Below are 16,902 nucleotides of genomic sequence, written 5' to 3'. Positions count from 1 at the left end.
CGCCGATGACCGCGCCGACGCCGCACCCGCACGACGACGGGCTGCAGGCGCTGCTGCGGCCGCGCGGGATCGCGCTGCTCGGCATCTCCGGCCGACCGGAGAACATCATGTCCCGGCCCCTGCGCTACCTGGTCGAGCACGGCTACGAGGGCGGCCTCTACCCGGTCAACCCCAACCACTCCGAGCTCGTGGGCCGGCGCTGCTACCCGACGCTGGCCGACGTCCCCGGCCCGGTCGACCTGGTGCTCGTGCTCGTCGCCGCCGACCGGGTCGAGGACGCGATCCGGCAGGCCGCCGCGGTCGGCGCGAAGGCGGCGGTCGTGTACGCCTCCGGGTTCGCCGAGGTCGGCCCCGAGGGGGTGGCGCTGCAGCAGCGGCTGGCCGCGGTGGCGCGGGAGACCGGCGTCCGCGTCGTCGGGCCGAACTGCCAGGGCTTCCTCTACGCGCCCACCGGCGTGGTGGCCACCTTCACCGCCGCCGCCGACCGGCCGCTGACCTCCGGCAGCGGCGTCGCCTACGTCGGGCAGAGCGGTGCGGTCGGCGGCTCGGTGCTCGACCTCGCCACCGACATGGGGCTGGGCCTGGCGGCGTGGTTCAGCACCGGCAACCAGGCCGACCTCGACCTGACCGAGGTCTCGCTGCACCTGCTGGCCGACCCGACGGTGCGGGTGCTGATGCTCTACGTCGAGGCCACCGGTGACGGCGCGGCCTACGCCGAGCTGGCGCGCCGCGCGCAGGAGGCCGGCAAGCACCTGGTCGTGCTGCGCTCGGGGCGCTCCAGCGCCGGGCGCCGCGCGGTGGCCAGCCACACCGGCTCGATGCTCGGTGACGACGTCGCCTTCGTGCTCACCTCGCGGCGGTACGGCGTGGTGCTGGTCGACGACATCGACGAGCTGCTCGCCGTCGCCGCGGTGCTGGCCGCCGGGAAGCCGGCGGAGGGGTCGCGGGTCGCCGTCGTCACCACCTCCGGCGGGGCCGGCAGCCTGGCCGCCGACCAGTGCGCGGACGTCGGCCTGCAGCTGCCCGAGCTCTCCGCAGCGACCCAGGCGCGGCTGCGCCCGTTGATCCCGCCCTTCGGCGCGCTGGCCAACCCGGTCGACGTCACCGCGCAGCTGTTCAACCGGGGCGCGCACGCCTTCGGCGACGTCTGCCGGATCATCGCCGAGGACGACGCGGTCGACGTCGTGGCGGTCCTCGTGACCATGGTCGTCGGCGACGCCGGCGCCCGGCTGGCCGAGGACCTCGTCGCCACGGCCGCCAAGCTGTCCTGCCCGCTGCTGGTCGGCTGGATCGCCGGGCAGGAGCTGACCGTCGAGGGCCGCCGGGTGTTCCGCGAGGCCGGCGTCCCGGTGTTCGGCTCGGTCGGCGACCTCGCCCGGGTCGCCGCGCGGCTGGCCCCGCCGCGGCACCGCGGCACCCCGCCGCCGTTGCCGCCGGTGCCCGAGGTCCCGGCCGCGGAGGTGCGCGCGCTCCTCGAGGCCGCGGTGGTGGACGGCGCCGCGCTGCTGCGGGCGATCGGCATCGCGCAGCCGGCGTCCACGCTGGTGACCACGCCGGAGGCGGCCCGCGCGGCGGTCGCGGCGCTGCCGGGGCCGGGCGTGCTCAAGCTGGCCGCCGCCGACCTGGCGCACAAGAGCGAGGTCGGCGGCGTGCGGGTGGGCGTCGGTCCCGACGAGGCCACCGCCGTCTTCACCGAGCTGCTCGACGCCGCGCGGGCGCACCACGTCCCCGGGGTCGAGGGCGTGCTCGTGCAGGAGCTGGTCCCGCCGGGCACCGAGCTGGTCCTCGCGGCGACCGCCGGGCGCGACGGGTTCCCGCCCGTGGTGACCGTCGGCCTCGGCGGGGTGACCACCGAGCTCTACCGCGACCTCGCCTCGGCGCTGGCGCCGGTGACACCGGAGGAGGCGTGGGCGATGCTGCGCAGCCTGCGCGCCTGGCCGCTGCTGGCCGGCTTCCGCGGTGCCGAGCCCGCCGACCTGCCGGCCGCGGTCGACGCCGTCGTCCGGCTGTCGCAGGCCGCGCTGGCCGCGGGCGACCGGCTGGCCGAGTTCGAGGTCAACCCGCTCATCGTCGCGCCGCGCGGGCGGGGCGCCACCGCCGTCGACGTGCTGGTGCGCACCACCGGCTCGCGGGAACCCGTGGGCGAGTAGGCATCCTCGGCGGCACACCCCGGACCCCAGCAGAGAGGCAGGACACCCCCCGTGGGACAGATCCAGTTGGAGCGGCACGGCGGCGTCGCCGTGTTCACGGTCGACTCGCCCGAGGTCAAGAACGGGCTCACCCCGGAGATGGGGCTGCAGCTGTCGGAGCTGTGCGACGAGGTGGACGCCGACCCGGCGATCGGCGCGGCCGTCGTCCGCGGGGCCGGCGGCACGTTCTGCTCGGGCGCCGACCGCCGGCGCTGGACGCCGGGCAGCGACCAGGCCGAGGACAAGACCTACAAGGAGCTCGGCGCGGTCTACACCGCCTTCCGCCGCGTGGGCACGCTGCAGGTGCCGACGATCGCCGCCGTCCGCGGCGCCGCGGTCGGCGCGGGGATCAACCTGGCGCTCTCCACCGACCTGCGCATCGTGTCCGAGAGCGCCCGGCTGCTGGCCGGTTTCCTGCGCATCGGCCTGCACCCCGGCGGCGGCTACTTCACGATCAGCAGCCGGACGGCGGGCCGCGAGGCCACCGCCGCGATGGGGTTGTTCAGTGAGGAGATCGACGGCGTGCGCGCCGCGGAGATCGGCCTGGCCTGGAAGGCGGTGCCCGACGACCAGGTCGAGGACCTCGCCCTCGAGCTCGCCGGCCGCGCGGCCAAAGACCCGGAGCTGGCCCGGGAGGCGGCCCGCTCGTTCCGCACCGAGGCCGGCCCGCCCGGGATCGGCTGGGAGGCCGCCCTGCACTTCGAGCGGGCCACCCAGATGTGGTCCCAGCGGCGGCGCGAGACCGCCTGACCCGACCCCCCGCCGGGCCGGCGACGGCGCCGGCCCGGCGGGGCCCACCCCAGGAGGGATGCCGTGCAGTTCGCCCCCACCGCGCTCAGCCCCGCCGAGGAGGCGCTGCGCGCCGAGGTCCGCGAGTTCCTGGCCGCCGAGCTGCCACCCGACCACCGCCCGGCGCTCGGCTTCGCCGGCCGGCACGACCCGGAGTTCTCCCGCACCCTGGCCAAGCGCGGCTGGGTCGGCATGGCGATCCCGCCGGAGTACGGAGGGCACGGGCGCAGCGCCGTCGACCGCTTCGTCGTCGCCGAGGAGCTGCTGGCCGCCGGGGCGCCCATCGGGGCGCACTTCGTCGCCGACCGGCAGACCGCGCCGGCGCTGCTGCACTGCGGCACCGAGGAGCAGCGGCAGCGGTTCCTGCCCGGCATCGCGGCGGGGGAGGTCTACTTCTCCCTGGGCATGAGCGAGCCCGACTCCGGGTCCGACCTCGCCTCGGTGCGCACCCGCGCCACCCGGGTCGAGGGCGGCTGGACGGTCACCGGCACCAAGGTGTGGACCAGCGAGGCGCACCGGAACCACTTCTTCGCCGTCCTGTGCCGGACCTCGCCGATGGAGGAGGGCCGCAAGCACGCCGGCCTGTCCCAGCTGGTCGTCGACCTGTCCGCGCCGGGCGTGCGCATCTCTCCGATCCCGTACCTCGACGGCAGCCACCACTTCAACGAGGTTGCGCTGGAGGACGTGTTCGTCCCCGACGACATGGTGCTCGGCGAGCTCGGCAGCGGCTGGCAGCAGGTGACCAGCGAGCTGGCCTACGAGCGCAGCGGCCCCGACCGCTGGCTGTCGACCTTCCCCGTGCTGCGCGAGTGGCTGCGCGAGCGTCCCGGGGTGACCGACGACGAGGCCGCGGTCCTCGGCCGGCTGGCCGCCCGCGCCCGCGCCATCCGGCACCTGTCGCTGTCGGTCGCCCGCCTGCTCGACGCCGGGGCGGCGCCGGCGGTCGAGGCCGCGCTGGTCAAGGAGGTCGGCACCCGCTTCGAGCAGGACCTCGTCGAGGCGCTGCGGGACGCCGCCGAGACCGAGCTCGACCAGGGCTCCGGCTCGCTGTTCTCCTCGCTGCTCGCCGAGGCGGTGCTGACCTCGCCGTCGTACACGCTGCGCGGCGGCACCACCGAGGTCCTCCGCTCCGTCGCCGCGAAGGGACTGGCTGCATGAGCGACGACCGCACGATGCTCACCGAGGTCGCGACCGGCCTGTTCCGCGACCTGTGCACGCCCGAGGACGTCGTCGCCGCGGAGGCGACCGGCTGGAGCGAGCGGCTCTGGGACGCGTTGGCCGAGTCCGGCTTCCCCGCGGTCTCGGTGCCCGAGGAGGCCGGCGGCTCCGGCGGGGACGTCGCCGACGCCTGCGCGCTGCTGACCGTCGCCGGCCGGTTCGCCGCCCCGGTGCCGCTGGCCGAGACCGGGCTGCTCGCCGGCTGGGCGCTGGCCGCGGCCGGCCTCGAGCTGCCCGAGGGCCCGCTGTCGGTGGCGGTCGGCCGGCCCGAGGACACCGTCCGGCTCACCGGCCGGCGCCTCACCGCGCGGCTGTCCCGGGTGCCGTGGGGCGGGCGCAGCACCCGGGTGGTCGCCGTCGCCGAGAGCGGCGGGCAGCGGTTCGTCGTCTCTGCGCCCACCGCCGCGGCCGGCGTCACGCCCGGCCGCAACCTCGCCGCCGAGCCGCGCGACACCCTCGTGTGGGACGACGTCGAGCTGCCCGACGACGCGGTGGCGCCCGCGCCGGACGGCGTGGACCCCGCGGCGCTGCGGCTGCGCGGGGCGCTGGCCCGCTCGGCGCAGATCGCCGGCGCGCTGGCCCGCGTGACCGAGCTGAGCGTGCGCTACACCGGCGAGCGCCAGCAGTTCGGCCGACCGATCGCCCGCTTCCAGGCGGTGCAGGCGCACCTGGTGACGATCGCGGAGGAGGCCCAGCTGGCCGGGCTGGCCGCGCAGGTCGCCGCGCTGAACGCCCGGCCGGACCCCTCGTTCGACGACGTGGCCGCGGCCAAGGCGGCGGCAGGCGAGGCGGCGACGGTCGCCGCCCGGGCCGCCCACCAGGCGCACGGGGCGATCGGCATGACCAAGGAGTACGAGCTCGGGCAGCTCACCCGGCGGCTGTGGTCGTGGCGCGACGAGTTCGGCGGCGAGCGGTACTGGAGCCGGGAGCTGGGCCACCGGCTGGCCGCCGAGGGCGCCGACGCGCTGTGGCCGAGCATCTCGACGGGGCTGCGGGCGTGAGCACCGACTGGGACGTCGCCGTCGTCGGGGCCGGCACCGCGGGCCTGGTCGCCGCCCGGGTCGTCGCCGAGCACGGGCTGCGCGTCGTCGCCTACGAGCGGATAAGCCCCGGTGGTCAGCTGGTCGACCTGACCGCGCTGCACGACCACCCCGGCGGGACCGGTCCCGAGCTGACGGCGGCGCTGACCGCCGCGGCCGAGGACGCCGGTGTCCGTCTGGCGTACGCGGAGGTCACCCGCGTGCACACCGGTGCACCGGCTCGGCTGGAGACCGCCGACGGCGAGGTGACCGCCGGCGCGGTCGTGGTTGCGACCGGGCTGTCCGCCGGGCGGCTCGGGCTGCCGGAGGAGGAGGCGCTCGTCGGCCGGGGGATCTCGACCTGCGCCGGCTGCGACGGGCCGCTGTTCCGCGGCCGCCCGGTCGCCGTGGTCGGTGACGACGAGTGGACGGCGGAGGAGGCGCTCGAGCTGGCCGGCTACGCGTCGGCGGTGACCGTGCTGGTGCCGGGGGAGCCGCGGTGGTCGGCGGCTCGCGCGGCGCGGCTGGCGGCCGACGAGCGGGTCGAGGTGGTGACCGGCGCGGCGGTGACCGCGCTGCGCGGTGAGGGCGTGCTGTCGGGGGTCGTCGTCCGCACCGCCGACGGCGAGCGCGAGCTGGCGGTCGCGGGGGTGTTCCCGTTCGTCGGGCGCCGCGGTCCGGAGGGCCTGGTGGCGGGGCTGGCCGCCGACGCGGAGGGCCGGCTGGTCCCGGGGGACGGCGTCCTCGTGGCCGGCGACGCGCGCGCCGGGGCGGAGCAGTCGCTGGCCGCCGCCGAGGCCGACGGTCGGGCCGCCGGCGAGACCGCGGTCGCGGCACTGGCGGCGGGCGCGGGGTCGCTGCGCGTCGTGGACCCGACGTACGGCGTGCTGCCGGAGGACGACGCCGGGCCGGTGGAGGCCACCGGCAGCACGGCGACGTGGCGCGACGTCGCGCTGTTCACCAACTCCAAGCCGAACGCGACCGAGCTGCTGCGCGGGCTCGGCGCGCGGCTGCAGGCGCACTGGGAGCTGCCGGAGCTGGGCTTCGCGGCCAAGGACAGCGCCTCGGTCCCGGCCGACCCGGACCAGATCGACTGGCTGTCGCAGCGTTTCAAGATGGTGCTGGTGGCGGTCGGCGACTAGGGCTCGTGCTCGTCGTGGAGTCTCCACGACTCGGTGGAACTGGAGCGGCGCGGCGTCGTGGCACCCCTGGTGGTGACCGAGACGTTCCTGCCGCTGGTGCAGGCGCAGGCCCAGGCGCGCCGGGTGCAGCCGCGCCTCCTGGTGGTGCCGCACCCGGTGGGCGGGCTGAACGAGGCGGAGCTGGCCGGGCGGATCGAGGGCGCGGCGGCCGAGCTGCTGCGGATGGCCGACGAGGTGAGGGGTCCGTCGTGAGCGCCGTGCTGGAGCTGCCCGGGGTGACCGAGGAGAGCTGGCAGGAGGAGGCGTACCGCCGCGGCTGGGGCGACGGCCTGCCGCTGGTGGCCCCGACGCCGGCCCGGGTGGCGGCGGCCCTCACCGCGCTCGACGGCATCGACCTGGAGCTGGGGCCGCTGCCGCCGGCCGGGCTGGTGCCGACCCGCGAGAGCTTCGCCGCCAACGCGGTGATGGCCGGCTGCCGGCCGGCGGACCTGCCGGTGGTGCTCGCCGCCGTCCGCGCGCTGCAGGCACCCGAGTACAACCTGCACGGCGTGCTGGCCACGACGCACCCGTGCGCGCCGATGGTCGTCGTGAGCGGCCCGGTGCGCGCGGAGCTGGGCATCAACTCCGGCGGCAACTGCCTGGGCCAGGGCACCCGGGCCAACGCGGTCATCGGCCGTGCGGTGCAGCTGGTCACCACGCACGTCGGCGGGGCGCGGCCGGGCGTCATGGACCGGGCGACGCAGGGCGGGCCGGCGAAGTACACCTTCTGCTTCGGCGAGAACGAGGAGGAGAGCCCCTTCCCGCCGTACTCGGTGCGCCGCGGCTTCGCGCCGGAGGAGTCGGTGGTGACGGTCGCGGCGACGGAGGGGCCGCACAACGTCAACGACCACGGGGGGACGACGGCCGAGGACCTGCTGCTCACCATCGCCGGGACCATGGCCCAGCCGGGGTCGAACAACGTGTACGTGAAGGGCCCGCACTTCCTGGTGCTGGGTCCGGAGCACGCGGCGACCCTCGCCCGCGACGGGTGGACGGCGGAGGCGGTCCGCGACGCGCTGTGGGAGCGGGCGCGGATCCCGGTGTCGAGGGTGTCGGAGGCCAACCAGCGGCAGTTCGAGGACTGGGGCGTGGTGCCCGACGGCGACGCGTACACGGTGAGCACCGGCCCCGAGATGCTGCACGTGCTCGTGGCCGGGGGAGCGGGGAAGCACTCGGCGTGGATCCCGTCGTTCGGGGCGACGGCGGCGGTGTCGCGCCAGGTGCCCTCCCGCCCCGTGGGCCGTGCCTGACCGGCCGCTGGTCGAGCCGGACGCCGACCCCGCCGCGGTGGCGGCCGAGCTGCTCGCCGCCGGGCACGGCGACGGGCTGCCGGTGGTGCCGCCCACCGCCGACCGGCTCGCGGCGATGGTGGACGGCGTCGCCACGCCGGACGCCGTCCTCGGGCAGGTACCGCCGCTGTTCGGCGAGCTGACCGTGCGGGCGGTCGCCTGGTACGCGGTGCTGGCCGGGTGCCGGCCGGCCGAGCTGCCGGTCGTGGTGGCCGCGGTGCGGGCGGCGCTGGAGCCGCGGTTCAACCTGCTGGGCATCGCGACGACGACCGGGTCGCCCGCGGTGGTGGTGCTGGTGCACGGCCCGGTCGCGGCGGCCCTCGGGCTGACGTCGACGGGCGGGCTGGGCCCGGGGTCGCGGGCGAACGCCTGCGTCGGGCGGGCGGTGTCGCTGGCGCTGGCCGGCATCGGCGGTGCGCGGGCCGGGCTGACCGACATGGCGACGATCGGCTGGCCGGGCAAGTACACGTGCTGCACCGCGTCGCTGCCGGGGCCCTTCCCGCCTCCGGCGGACGGCGACGCGGTGACCGTCGTCGGGGCGAGCGGGGTGCTCGAGGTGCTGCCGGCGTCGGGCTACCGGACGCCGGCCGAGGTCCTCGCGCCGGCCGCCGCGGCCCTGGCGGGGGTCGCGCTGGCCGCCGGCGACCCGGGCTGCTCCCGCGACGGCGAGCAGTTCGTGCTGCTGCCACCGGAGCCGGCCGGGTTCCTGCACGGCCACGGGTGGGGCCCGGAGGAGGTGTCGGGGTTCCTGTTCGCGGAGGGCAACGCGGTGCTCGCCGCTGGGGCCGCGCGGCTGGCCGGGGTGTCGTCCGCCTACGGGGCCGGCGACGTGCGGGTGGCGGCCTCGGCCGACGACGTCCGGGTCGTGGTCACCGGCGGGCCCGGGGTGAAGGCAGCGGTGCTGCCGACGTGGATGGGCGGGACCCGCTCGGTCACCGCCGCCGTCCGCCCGCTCTGACCGCCGTCCGCCGCTCGGGCCGCCGCTCGGGCCGCGAGCCGTCGGGCGAGCCGCTCCCGGCCCGGCCCGGTCAGCTCGTCGGCGACGGTGTGCCGCCCGGCGACGGCCATGGGCCCGACCTCGCGACGCCACCGGCGACCCGGACGACGACGCAGGTCGAGCCCGCAGCAGGTGCACCTCGGCAACCTCCGCCCCTGCTCCCACCTGTGAGCAGGGGCGGAGGTTCGCGGGGACGGTGTTCCTCCGAGAACCTCTCCCCCTGCCCCGCATCGTGGGCAGGGGGAGAGGTTGGGTCAGCCCCTGCCCCGCACTGTGGGCAGGGGGAGAGGTTGCGTCAGCCCCTGCCCCGCACCGTGGGCAGGGGGAGAGGTTGCGTCAGGCAGTGCCCTCGGCGGCGATGAGGTCGGCGACCGCCTGCGGCCGGGTCGAGCAGTCGTCGCCGGAGGGGGGCTGGTCGCTGGCCAGGCCGGTCACCCCGGCGTCCTCGACCGGCTGGAACCCGAGGCGCTCGATGTGCCGCGGCACCCGCTTCTGCGCGTTGATCACGTGCGAACGGGAGAGCCAGCCCTGACCGTCGGCGACGTCGAAGTCCAGGCCGCCGCCGGGCGCGCGTTGCACGTGGCCGGGGGAGGGCAGGAGCCCGACGATCTGCACGGCCTGCTCGACCGGGAGGTCCTGCGGCGGGCGGTCGAAGTAGTACCAGCTGGCCGCGCAGACCCCGTACAGCGACGGTCCGAACTGGGCGTAGTTGACGTAGAGCTCGAGCATCCGCCGGTCGTCGAGGGCCAGGGCCAGCTCCGCGGACAGCCCGGCCTCGACCGCCTTGCGCCAGGCGCTCATCTCCTGGTTCAGGAAGAGGTTCTTGGCGACCTGCTGCGGGATGGTCGAGCCCGACGGGTCCTCCCCGCCGGAGAGGTGCGCCTGGGCGCGGGCGACCATCTCGCCCCAGGTGAAGGCGCCGGCGCGGTAGGGCAGCTTGGCGTCCTCGTGCGCGATGACCGCGGCGAGGAAGTTGCGCGAGACGTGCTCGACCGGCACCGACTGCTGGATCGCGCCGTCCGGGTTGGCCGCCATGAACGCCGTCGTCGGCGGGTCGACCCAGCGCAGCGACACCATCACCAGCGCCTGGACGGCGAAGCCGACCGCGAGCACCTTCGCGATCCGCCCGGCGAGCAGCCGGCGGGAGCGGGAGCGGGGCCGGTCGGGCCGCTCGTCGCGGTCCCGTCGTCCGCCGGCGGGGCGCGGCTCGTCCCGGCTGCGGCGGCGCCACCGGCGCGCGGGCTGCTCGTCCGGCGCCGGGCCGTAGCCGTCGTACCCGTACCGGTCGGCGACGTCGTCCCACGACGAGCGCGGCGGGACCGGGGCCGAGCCGTCGTCGTACCCGGACCAGTCGTCCGCGGGCCGGTCGGCGGTCGTGGTGCCACGGGTCCGGCGGCGGCGGACGGCGGGCCAGCGATCCGGTGAGCCGTACGGCATGGGGTGGTGTTCTCCCTGGGGGCGCGAACCGTCATGGTAAGACGGCGCAGCGTGAGGACCGGGGAGCTCAGCCTGTGAGGTGCGCGAAGACGACGACGTCGTCCGCGTAGTCACCGGTGTTCTCGTCGAAGGCGCCGCCGCGCGGTGACTTCCGGGGCGCCGGCCGGTCTGACCTCCCATGGAGACGACACGGCTGGACCTCGCCCCGCAGGCGGCCGAGCTGGCCCGGGTGGTGACCGGCATCCGCGACGACCAGCTCGGCCGCCCGACCCCGTGCGACGGCACCCCGGTCGCGGGGCTGCTCGCGCACGTGGTGGGCCTGACCACGGCCTTCCGCATGGCCGCGGAGAAGACGCCGGTGTCCGGCGGGCCGTCCGCGTCGCCCGACGACCTCCCGCCCGACTGGCGCACCCGGATCCCCGCCCAGCTCGACGCACTGGTGGAGGCGTGGCAGCGGCCCTCGGCGTGGGAGGGGACCGCGGAGGCTGGAGGCGTGGTCATGCCCGCGCCGGTCGCAGCGGTCGTGACGCTGGACGAGGTGCTTGTGCACGGCTGGGACCTCGCTGTCGCCACCGGGCAGGACGACACGGCCGACCCGGCATCGGTGGCGGCGTGCACCGAGTTCGCCGCCCAGGCCGCCGCCCAGGGGCCCACGCCCGGGCTCTTCGGCCCGGCGGTGCCCGTGCCCGACGACGCCCCGCCGCTGGACCGGCTGCTCGGCCTCACCGGCCGCGACCCCGCCTGGCACCCGCCGGCAGGGACGACGTCCTGACGACGGCTGCGCCGGACGTCAGCTCCGGACCACTAGCGCAGCTCGTACCACTCGTAGTCGATCGTGAGGTCCTCGTGGACGACGCCCTTGCCGACCGCCTGGACCCGGTTGAGCCACGTGTAGCGCTCATCGCCCGTCTCGAAGCGCGGGGTGACGTAGATCGTCATCGGTGGCTCCAGACCCTTCGAGGCGTCCAGTCTGCCGTGGTACTGGCCGAAGACGATCGCACCGTCGTGGGTGCGGAACGTCGCCCGGACGTCGAGCGTCCCCGTGCCCTCGGGTCCGACGAGCAGCCAGTCCCCGGACGCGGACCCCACCATCTCCCCGCTGAAGCGGTCCCCGTCGAACTTGAAACTCTCGGCCTCGAAGATTAGCCGAGTTCCCCCCGGCCCCGATCCGACCTCGATCGGCGGCTTCAGCTGCACCCGCATCGTGCACAGCGGCACCAGCTCGATCGCCATCGCGCCTCCCTGACCCTCGTACCCGCCGTCCCACCGTGTCCCCGGCGCGTTCCGCGCGGCCAGAGGCGGACGACCCTGGGCCGGGGGTCGCCTCCCCGAGGTGCCGTCGATGCAGGCGGCTCGGTCAGGGCAGCTCGCGGGCCAGGCGCTCGATCGGGGCGGACCAGGCGCCCGGCGCCGTCCACACGAAGCTGTGCGCGCCGGGCACGGCGCAGAACCGGCCGTCCGGCGCCAGGGCGGCGAGCTCGCGTGCCCACGCTTGCGTGCACAGGCGGTCCTGGTCCCCGCGCAGGACGAGCACCGGCGCCTGCACCTGCGGGACGACGTCCTCGAGGGCGTCGGCGAGGTGCGCCGAGAGCGCGTGCCGGACCCGGCGCAGTCCGGCGCGCTGCCGCTCCGAGGTGTGCTGCGCGTCGAGGCTCGGCGGCTCCAGCGCGTGGTTGCGGCGCCAGGCCAGCAGCACCCGGCGCAGGCTGCGGTAGCGCGGGTCGATCGTGGGGCTGGCCAGGACCAGGGCCCGCACGTCCCGGGGACGGCGGACCGCCACCCGCGCCGCCACCTGCGTGCCGCTGGAGTGCCCGGCGAGCACGACGCCGCCGAGGCCGCCGGCGTCGAGCCACTGCACCACGGCGTCGGTGAACTGGGCGACGTCCAGCGGGTGCGGCGGCTCGCCGCTGCCGGAGAAGCCGGGCAGCTCGACCAGGTGGGCGCGGGTCCAGGCGCCGAGCTCGCGGAGCGCCGGCTCGAGGTAGTCGGCCACGGCCAGGCCGGGGACGACGACCACCTCGGGGACGCCCGCGCGCGGCGTGCCCACCGTGCGGCTGCGCATGACGCCCCAGCTGGTGCGGCGGTGGGCGAGCGCGACGTCGGGCGGCGGGTGTGGACCCGCACCGGGGTCGGCAGCCATGGCGCGACGGTAGCCACCAGCGTCGGCTGCGCGGGGACGGCGTTGCTGGTTGACTCCCGGCAGACGGTGAGCCGAGCCGTCGGGTCGGCCTCCAGGAGGTGCGCCATGGCGACGACGGTCGCGGGGATGTCGAAGCAGCAGCTGGCGAGAGCGCTGGGCGCCACGGGGGCGGCCTTCGGGCTCACCAGCGTCGTCGCGCCGAGGGTGGTCGCCGGGACCTACGGCGTCCCGGTCACCCCGGCGGGCCTGCAGCTGCAGCGGCTGTTCGGCAGCCGGGCGCTGGCGATCTCGGTCCTGGCGCTGACCGCGCGCACCGACGAGGAGGTCGACCGCGGGCTGGCCGTGGTGGCCGGCATGAACGCGATCGACGCGCTGACCGCGCTCGCGGCGGCTGCGCAGGCCGGACGGGCGACCACGCTGCGGGCGGTCGCCAGCTCGCTCGCCTACGGCGCAGCCGCGCTGGTCGTCCGGTCGATGAAGGGCTGAGCCCGCCGCTCACCCGACGAGGAAGGCGGTGGCCTGCGGGCCGTCGCCGTCCACGCACGAGCCGGTGGCCACGAGTCCGGCGTTCCCGTCGAGCGGGGCGACGTCGCCCAGCACGGCCGCACCCGTGCACAGCGGCACCGCCGACACCCGCTTCCCGCTGGCCAGGTCGACCATGACCAGCTCGGCGGGGAAGGAGAGGTCGGCCTGCGGCACCCACGCCGTGCCGCCGTCGGGGGAGACGACGACGGCGAGCGCGGAGTCGCCCACGCCGTCCAGCTCCACCGAGGTCGCGACCGCGCCGTCCACCACGGTGACCAGCCGGCCGAGCTCGCGGCCGTCGCTGACGTGGGCGGTGGCGACCACGGTGCCGTCGGCGGTCACGTCGACGTCGGCCGGGACGCCGACCGGGGCGTCGGGCGCGAGGTCGACCGGTTCACCCACCGGGCGCAGGTCGGCGCCGTAGCTGGTGAGCAGGGCGCGTCCCCCGCTGTCGACGAGCGCGGCCAGACCGCCGTCCGGGCGGGCCGCGAGCGCGGTGACCGTGCCCTCGGGGACGACGGGCGCGGTGCGGGACACGACGCCTGCGGCGAGGTCGACGGCGAGCAGTTGCGCGGGGCCGGCGTCGGGCAGGGTGAGCGCGGCGTAGAGCGTGCGGTCGTCGGGGGAGAGGGCGGTGGGCGCCCGCTCGGGACGCACGCCGAGGGCGGTGACGGTGGCCTGCCCGTCGGGCCGGACGGTGAGCAGCTGGTACCCGGTGGTCGGGCTGGTGTTGGCGACGAGGAACGAGCCGTCGGCCAGGACGGTGAGCTCGGCGTCGTCCCCGACCGCGGGCAGCTCGAGCAGCGTCGTGGCCATCGGGCCGTCCCCACCCGAGCCGACCCGCACCAGCCAGCCGCGCGTGCCGCCGTCGCCCAGCAGGGCGACCGGGTCGCCGCCGGGGGGAGCGGCGAGGTCGAGCAGCCGGGCGTCGCCGCCGACGGCCGCGTCGAGGTCGACGGTGCCGAGCAGGGCGGGGCCGCCGTCGGTGCCGGTGCGCCGGGAGGGGCCCGCGTCGCCGTCGCTGGTGCAGGCGGCGGCCGCCAGGACGACGGCGAGGACCGCGGCGGTGCGGCGGACGCGGGGCATGACGGCTCCGGGGTCGGGAGACGCGAGCCTCCGCCGAGGTCGGGAGCGCGGCAACTCGGGCGGGCGGTCGTGTCGCAGCTGGGGCGGGTGTGACTGGCTCGTCCGGACACGCCGGACGGGTGCCGATGAGCCGGGGGAGACGACGGACCGATCTCTACCCCCGTCGTCGCGGGAGTGGCTCGGTATGGCGGCATGGCAGCGACGACTCGGTGACGGCCTGGCGGTGCTCGGAGGCGCCCGCCCCGACGTGCTGGAGGCCGCGCCCGGTGCGCGACCGCGGTTCGTGGCGCTCGGCGGCGTCCTCCTGAGCACCGGTGGGCTGGCCGTCGTCTCGATGGCGTTCGCCGTGGCGATGGCGCTGGGCGTGTGGTGGCCGCTGGCGCTGCTGGTCGGCCTGGGCTGGGGCGCGGTCGTGGTCAACCTCGACCGGATGCTGCTGGTCGGGATGGCGCACGACGCCTCGCTGAAGCGGAACCTGGTGCTCGCCGTCCCCCGGGTGGGGCTGGCGCTGATCCTGGGCGCGGTGATCGCGACCCCGCTGACGCTGCAGGTGTTCTCCTCGGAGATCGACACCGAGGTCAAGGCGATGCAGGCCGAGGCGGCCGACGCCTACCGGGAGTCGCTGGAGACCGACGCGCGCTTCGCCGGGCTCCCCGAGCTGCGGGAGCAGGTGGCGCTGCAGGAGTCGATCGTGGCCTCCGGCGGCGTCGCGGACCCGCAGCTGGCGGTCGTGCACGGCGACGCGACGGCCGCCCAGCAGGCCTACGACGCGGCGCTGGCCACCCAGCGCGAGCTGGAGGCCAAGGCGCAGTGCGAGCTGGACGGCACCTGCGGCACCGGGGACGCCGGGACCGGTCAGGCGTACGTCGAGGCGCGGGCGGCGGCGGACGCCCAGGCCGCGGTGGTGGAGTCGGCGCGGTCGGCGCTGGACGCGGCGACGACGGCCGCCTCGGCGGCGGAGGGGCGGGCCGCGGAGCTGGCGTCGGCCTCGCTGGAGTCCGACCGGGCCGAGCTCCAGCGGCTGACCGCGGAGCAGACCCGGCTGCAGACGGCGTTCGACGCGACCAACGAGGAGTCGGCGGGGATCCTCGCGCGGCTGGAGGCGCTCGACCGGCTGGGTGACCGCAACGCCACCCTGGCCGCCGCGCAGGTGATGCTGTCGCTGCTGTTCATGAGCATCGAGATCCTGCCGGTGCTGATGAAGCTGCTGCTGAACTTCGGCCCGCCCTCGGCCTACGACAAGCTCGCGGCGCTGCGCGACTCCGGCGACGTGGAGATCGAGGAGCTGCAGAAGGAGTCGCGGCTGACCGTGGCCGCGGCCCGCGAGGAGATGCTCGTGATGGCCGAGCGGGAGCGGATCGACCGGCAGAAGCAGGCGATCATCGCCCGGCGCGAGGCCGCCGAGGCGGCCGCCGCGGCCGAGCGGGCGGCCGCTGTCCGCGCGGCCGAGCGGGCCGCCGCGGCGGCCGAGGCGCCTGCGCCGTCCGCGGTGGAGACGCTGCGGCCCTGGGACACCGGCCCGATGCGCCTGGCCCGCACCGTGCTCGGTGCCCGCCGCCGTCCGTCCGATCGCGTGCCTGCCGGCGTGTGAGCACGGACCCCCGGGACCGACGGCCCGCCGCAGGCGCGCACGCGCGGGGTCAGACGGGGATGACGCGCAGGTCGCTGATCCCTGCGAGTGCCGCGTGGTCGGTGTCCTGGGTGACCACCGGGACGTCGTGCGCGAGCGCGGTGGCGGCGATCCAGGTGTCGTTCACGTCGACCCGTCGTCCAGCCGTGGCCAGGAGGAGCCGCAGCCGGGCCCACTCGTCGGCGACGGCCGTGTCGACGGGGAGAGGGTGGAGCTCGGCCACGGTCTGCAGGGTGGACGGTCTGCGGGACCGCACCGAGACGTCGGCGGCGGCGAGGACGCCGGCGCGCAGCTCGCCGTAGGTGACCACGGAGACGACGACCTCGTCAGGCAGGGCTGAGACGTCCCGCCCCGGCCCTCCGGTCGATGAGGACGCCGGTGTCCAGGAGGCCGCGACTCACCTGATGGGCCCGAGCTCGTCGGTGTCCCCGGTGAGGGCACGCAGGTCCTCTCGAGGGGGATGCCGCGGGGGCTCCCCGGATGCAACGCGGAGGCCTTCGACCGTCACCCTGCGTGGGGACGCCGACCGGGCGCTCCCCGTTGGACTGAGTCGCGGTGCCCCGTTCGGGCGGCGCGGGTGAACGGCGGGGTTCTCGTCGTACCCCGGCCCTAGCCTTGACTGTGAGTGCGCGAGGGGGTGCGCAGTGAGCACAGCCGTCTGGGCCTTCATCGGGGTGGTGGCCGGCGGGCTGCTCACGGTCGCGGCCCAGGCCACCGCCGAGTCCCTCAAGGCCCGTGCCGCGGCGCGGGCACGGCACGAGCAGCGGGAGCGCGCGACGCACCAGTTCCAGCGCGACACCCTGATCGAGCTGCAGGCCGCCATGGCCGACTACCGGGCGGCGCTGGACCGGGACAGGACCCAGCTGCTGCCCCTGCGGAGCACGGAGCAGCAGCTCTCGGCCGCCCGGGCGAGGTACCAGATGCTCGTGCACCGCGTGTCGTCGTCCGCCGCACGGGAGGCCGCGCTGGCGTGGGAGGCGGCCGCACTGCCCTGGTTCCAGGGCGACGACTCCGGCACCGCCGCGGCGGAGGCGGAGGCGTGGGAGACGGCGATGCGGGTGACGGGCGAGGCCGTCCGCGCCACGGACTGACGTACCGCTCAGGCGGTCTGCAGGCGCTCCGCGACCCCGTGGTCCCGGGCCGCCTCGACGAGGTACTCGCCGAACTCCCGGGTGACGTGCTCGGCGCGCAGCAGCGCGGCGCCGCCGTCGACGAGCACGCGGGTGATGAGCTCGTCGGCGAAGGACGGGGTGCCGGCGACCATGCGGCGGAAGTCCACCACGATGGTGGCGCCGGACATGCGGTCCGCGAGGCCGTCGACGAGGGCACGGGCGCGCTCGCGGCCGCCGCTCAGCTGCGGGACCTCGATCGGTGGGAGGACAGCAGGCACGGTCATCGACCT

General features: G+C 76.7%; 16 protein-coding genes and 1 pseudogene. 11 read left to right on the top strand and 6 right to left on the bottom strand.

What is annotated here, in order from left to right:
* Nucleotides 1-5 precede the first annotated feature (5 nt).
* The 7 genes and pseudogenes from ACI79G_RS15615 to ACI79G_RS15585 all read left to right on the top strand — a co-directional run bounded on the left by ACI79G_RS15615 (nt 6) and on the right by ACI79G_RS15585 (nt 8,643).
* A complete protein-coding gene (locus tag ACI79G_RS15615) occupies nt 6-2,150 on the top strand; it encodes an acetate--CoA ligase family protein (RefSeq protein WP_456882031.1) in 2,145 nt (714 codons plus the stop codon).
* A gap of 51 nt (nt 2,151-2,201) precedes the next feature.
* Complete coding sequence (locus ACI79G_RS15610; protein ID WP_456882030.1) at nt 2,202-2,939, top strand: enoyl-CoA hydratase/isomerase family protein; 738 nt, start codon at nt 2,202-2,204, stop codon at nt 2,937-2,939.
* A 63-nt stretch (nt 2,940-3,002) separates the two neighbouring features.
* Complete coding sequence (locus ACI79G_RS15605; protein WP_456882029.1) at nt 3,003-4,136, top strand: acyl-CoA dehydrogenase family protein; 1,134 nt, start codon at nt 3,003-3,005, stop codon at nt 4,134-4,136.
* Nucleotides 4,133-5,197 carry an acyl-CoA dehydrogenase family protein gene (locus tag ACI79G_RS15600; protein ID WP_456882028.1) on the top strand — a complete coding sequence of 355 codons (1,065 nt, stop codon included), beginning with the start codon at nt 4,133-4,135 and terminating at the stop codon, nt 5,195-5,197. Before ACI79G_RS15605 ends, ACI79G_RS15600 begins: the two co-directional genes overlap by 4 nt.
* Nucleotides 5,083-6,609, top strand: a pseudogene (locus tag ACI79G_RS15595) (UGSC family (seleno)protein). Before ACI79G_RS15600 ends, ACI79G_RS15595 begins: the two are co-directional and overlap by 115 nt.
* Nucleotides 6,606-7,646, top strand: coding sequence for a hypothetical protein (locus ACI79G_RS15590; RefSeq protein WP_456882027.1), 1,041 nt, complete (start codon nt 6,606-6,608; stop codon nt 7,644-7,646). Before ACI79G_RS15595 ends, ACI79G_RS15590 begins: the two are co-directional and overlap by 4 nt.
* The gene (locus ACI79G_RS15585) at nt 7,639-8,643 is read left to right on the top strand and encodes a hypothetical protein (RefSeq protein ID WP_456882026.1); all 1,005 of its coding nucleotides are present in this window, start codon (nt 7,639-7,641) and stop codon (nt 8,641-8,643) included. Before ACI79G_RS15590 ends, ACI79G_RS15585 begins: the two co-directional genes overlap by 8 nt.
* Nucleotides 8,644-9,018: 375 nt before the next feature.
* Here ACI79G_RS15585 and ACI79G_RS15580 read toward each other — a convergent pair whose 3' ends face one another.
* Nucleotides 9,019-10,119 carry a transglycosylase domain-containing protein gene (locus ACI79G_RS15580; RefSeq protein WP_456882025.1) on the bottom strand — a complete coding sequence of 367 codons (1,101 nt, stop codon included), beginning with the start codon at nt 10,117-10,119 and terminating at the stop codon, nt 9,019-9,021.
* Nucleotides 10,120-10,297: 178 nt separating this feature from the next.
* Between ACI79G_RS15580 and ACI79G_RS15575 the strand changes: the two genes are divergently transcribed.
* A complete protein-coding gene (locus ACI79G_RS15575; protein WP_456882024.1) occupies nt 10,298-10,891 on the top strand; it encodes a TIGR03086 family metal-binding protein in 594 nt (197 codons plus the stop codon).
* 32 nt (nt 10,892-10,923) lie between these two features.
* On the opposite strand, the gene ACI79G_RS15570 is transcribed toward ACI79G_RS15575, so the two are convergent.
* Both ACI79G_RS15570 and ACI79G_RS15565 read right to left on the bottom strand, forming a co-directional pair.
* Nucleotides 10,924-11,352, bottom strand: a complete 429-nt coding sequence (locus ACI79G_RS15570) for a DUF3237 domain-containing protein (RefSeq protein WP_456882023.1) — start codon at nt 11,350-11,352, stop codon at nt 10,924-10,926.
* A gap of 124 nt (nt 11,353-11,476) precedes the next feature.
* Entirely contained in the window at nt 11,477-12,259 is a 783-nt protein-coding gene (locus tag ACI79G_RS15565) for an alpha/beta fold hydrolase (RefSeq protein WP_456882022.1), read from the bottom strand.
* A gap of 105 nt (nt 12,260-12,364) precedes the next feature.
* Here ACI79G_RS15565 and ACI79G_RS15560 point away from each other — a divergent pair, with 105 nt between their 5' ends.
* Nucleotides 12,365-12,745: a hypothetical protein gene (locus ACI79G_RS15560; RefSeq protein ID WP_456882021.1), complete on the top strand. Its 381-nt coding sequence runs from the start codon at nt 12,365-12,367 to the stop codon at nt 12,743-12,745.
* Between the two features lie 9 nt (nt 12,746-12,754).
* On the opposite strand, the gene ACI79G_RS15555 is transcribed toward ACI79G_RS15560, so the two are convergent.
* A complete protein-coding gene (locus ACI79G_RS15555) occupies nt 12,755-13,870 on the bottom strand; it encodes a hypothetical protein (protein WP_456882020.1) in 1,116 nt (371 codons plus the stop codon).
* 184 nt (nt 13,871-14,054) lie between these two features.
* On the opposite strand from ACI79G_RS15555, the gene ACI79G_RS15550 reads away from it, so the two are divergent.
* Nucleotides 14,055-15,461, top strand: a complete 1,407-nt coding sequence (locus ACI79G_RS15550; protein ID WP_456882019.1) for a DUF4407 domain-containing protein — start codon at nt 14,055-14,057, stop codon at nt 15,459-15,461.
* Between the two features lie 49 nt (nt 15,462-15,510).
* On the opposite strand, the gene ACI79G_RS15545 is transcribed toward ACI79G_RS15550, so the two are convergent.
* The gene (locus ACI79G_RS15545; protein WP_456882066.1) at nt 15,511-15,834 is read right to left on the bottom strand and encodes a PIN domain-containing protein; all 324 of its coding nucleotides are present in this window, start codon (nt 15,832-15,834) and stop codon (nt 15,511-15,513) included.
* A 310-nt stretch (nt 15,835-16,144) separates the two neighbouring features.
* Between ACI79G_RS15545 and ACI79G_RS15540 the strand changes: the two genes are divergently transcribed.
* The gene (locus tag ACI79G_RS15540; protein WP_456882018.1) at nt 16,145-16,591 is read left to right on the top strand and encodes a hypothetical protein; all 447 of its coding nucleotides are present in this window, start codon (nt 16,145-16,147) and stop codon (nt 16,589-16,591) included.
* A gap of 8 nt (nt 16,592-16,599) precedes the next feature.
* Here the strand turns inward: ACI79G_RS15540 and ACI79G_RS15535 are convergent, their stop codons facing one another.
* A complete protein-coding gene (locus tag ACI79G_RS15535; protein ID WP_456882017.1) occupies nt 16,600-16,896 on the bottom strand; it encodes a hypothetical protein in 297 nt (98 codons plus the stop codon).
* Nucleotides 16,897-16,902 lie beyond the last annotated feature (6 nt).

It is taken from the genome of Geodermatophilus sp. SYSU D00779 (assembly GCF_054050595.1).
The sequence above is the reverse complement of the archived record's forward strand: the minus strand, read 5'-3'. Positions and strand labels throughout refer to the sequence as shown.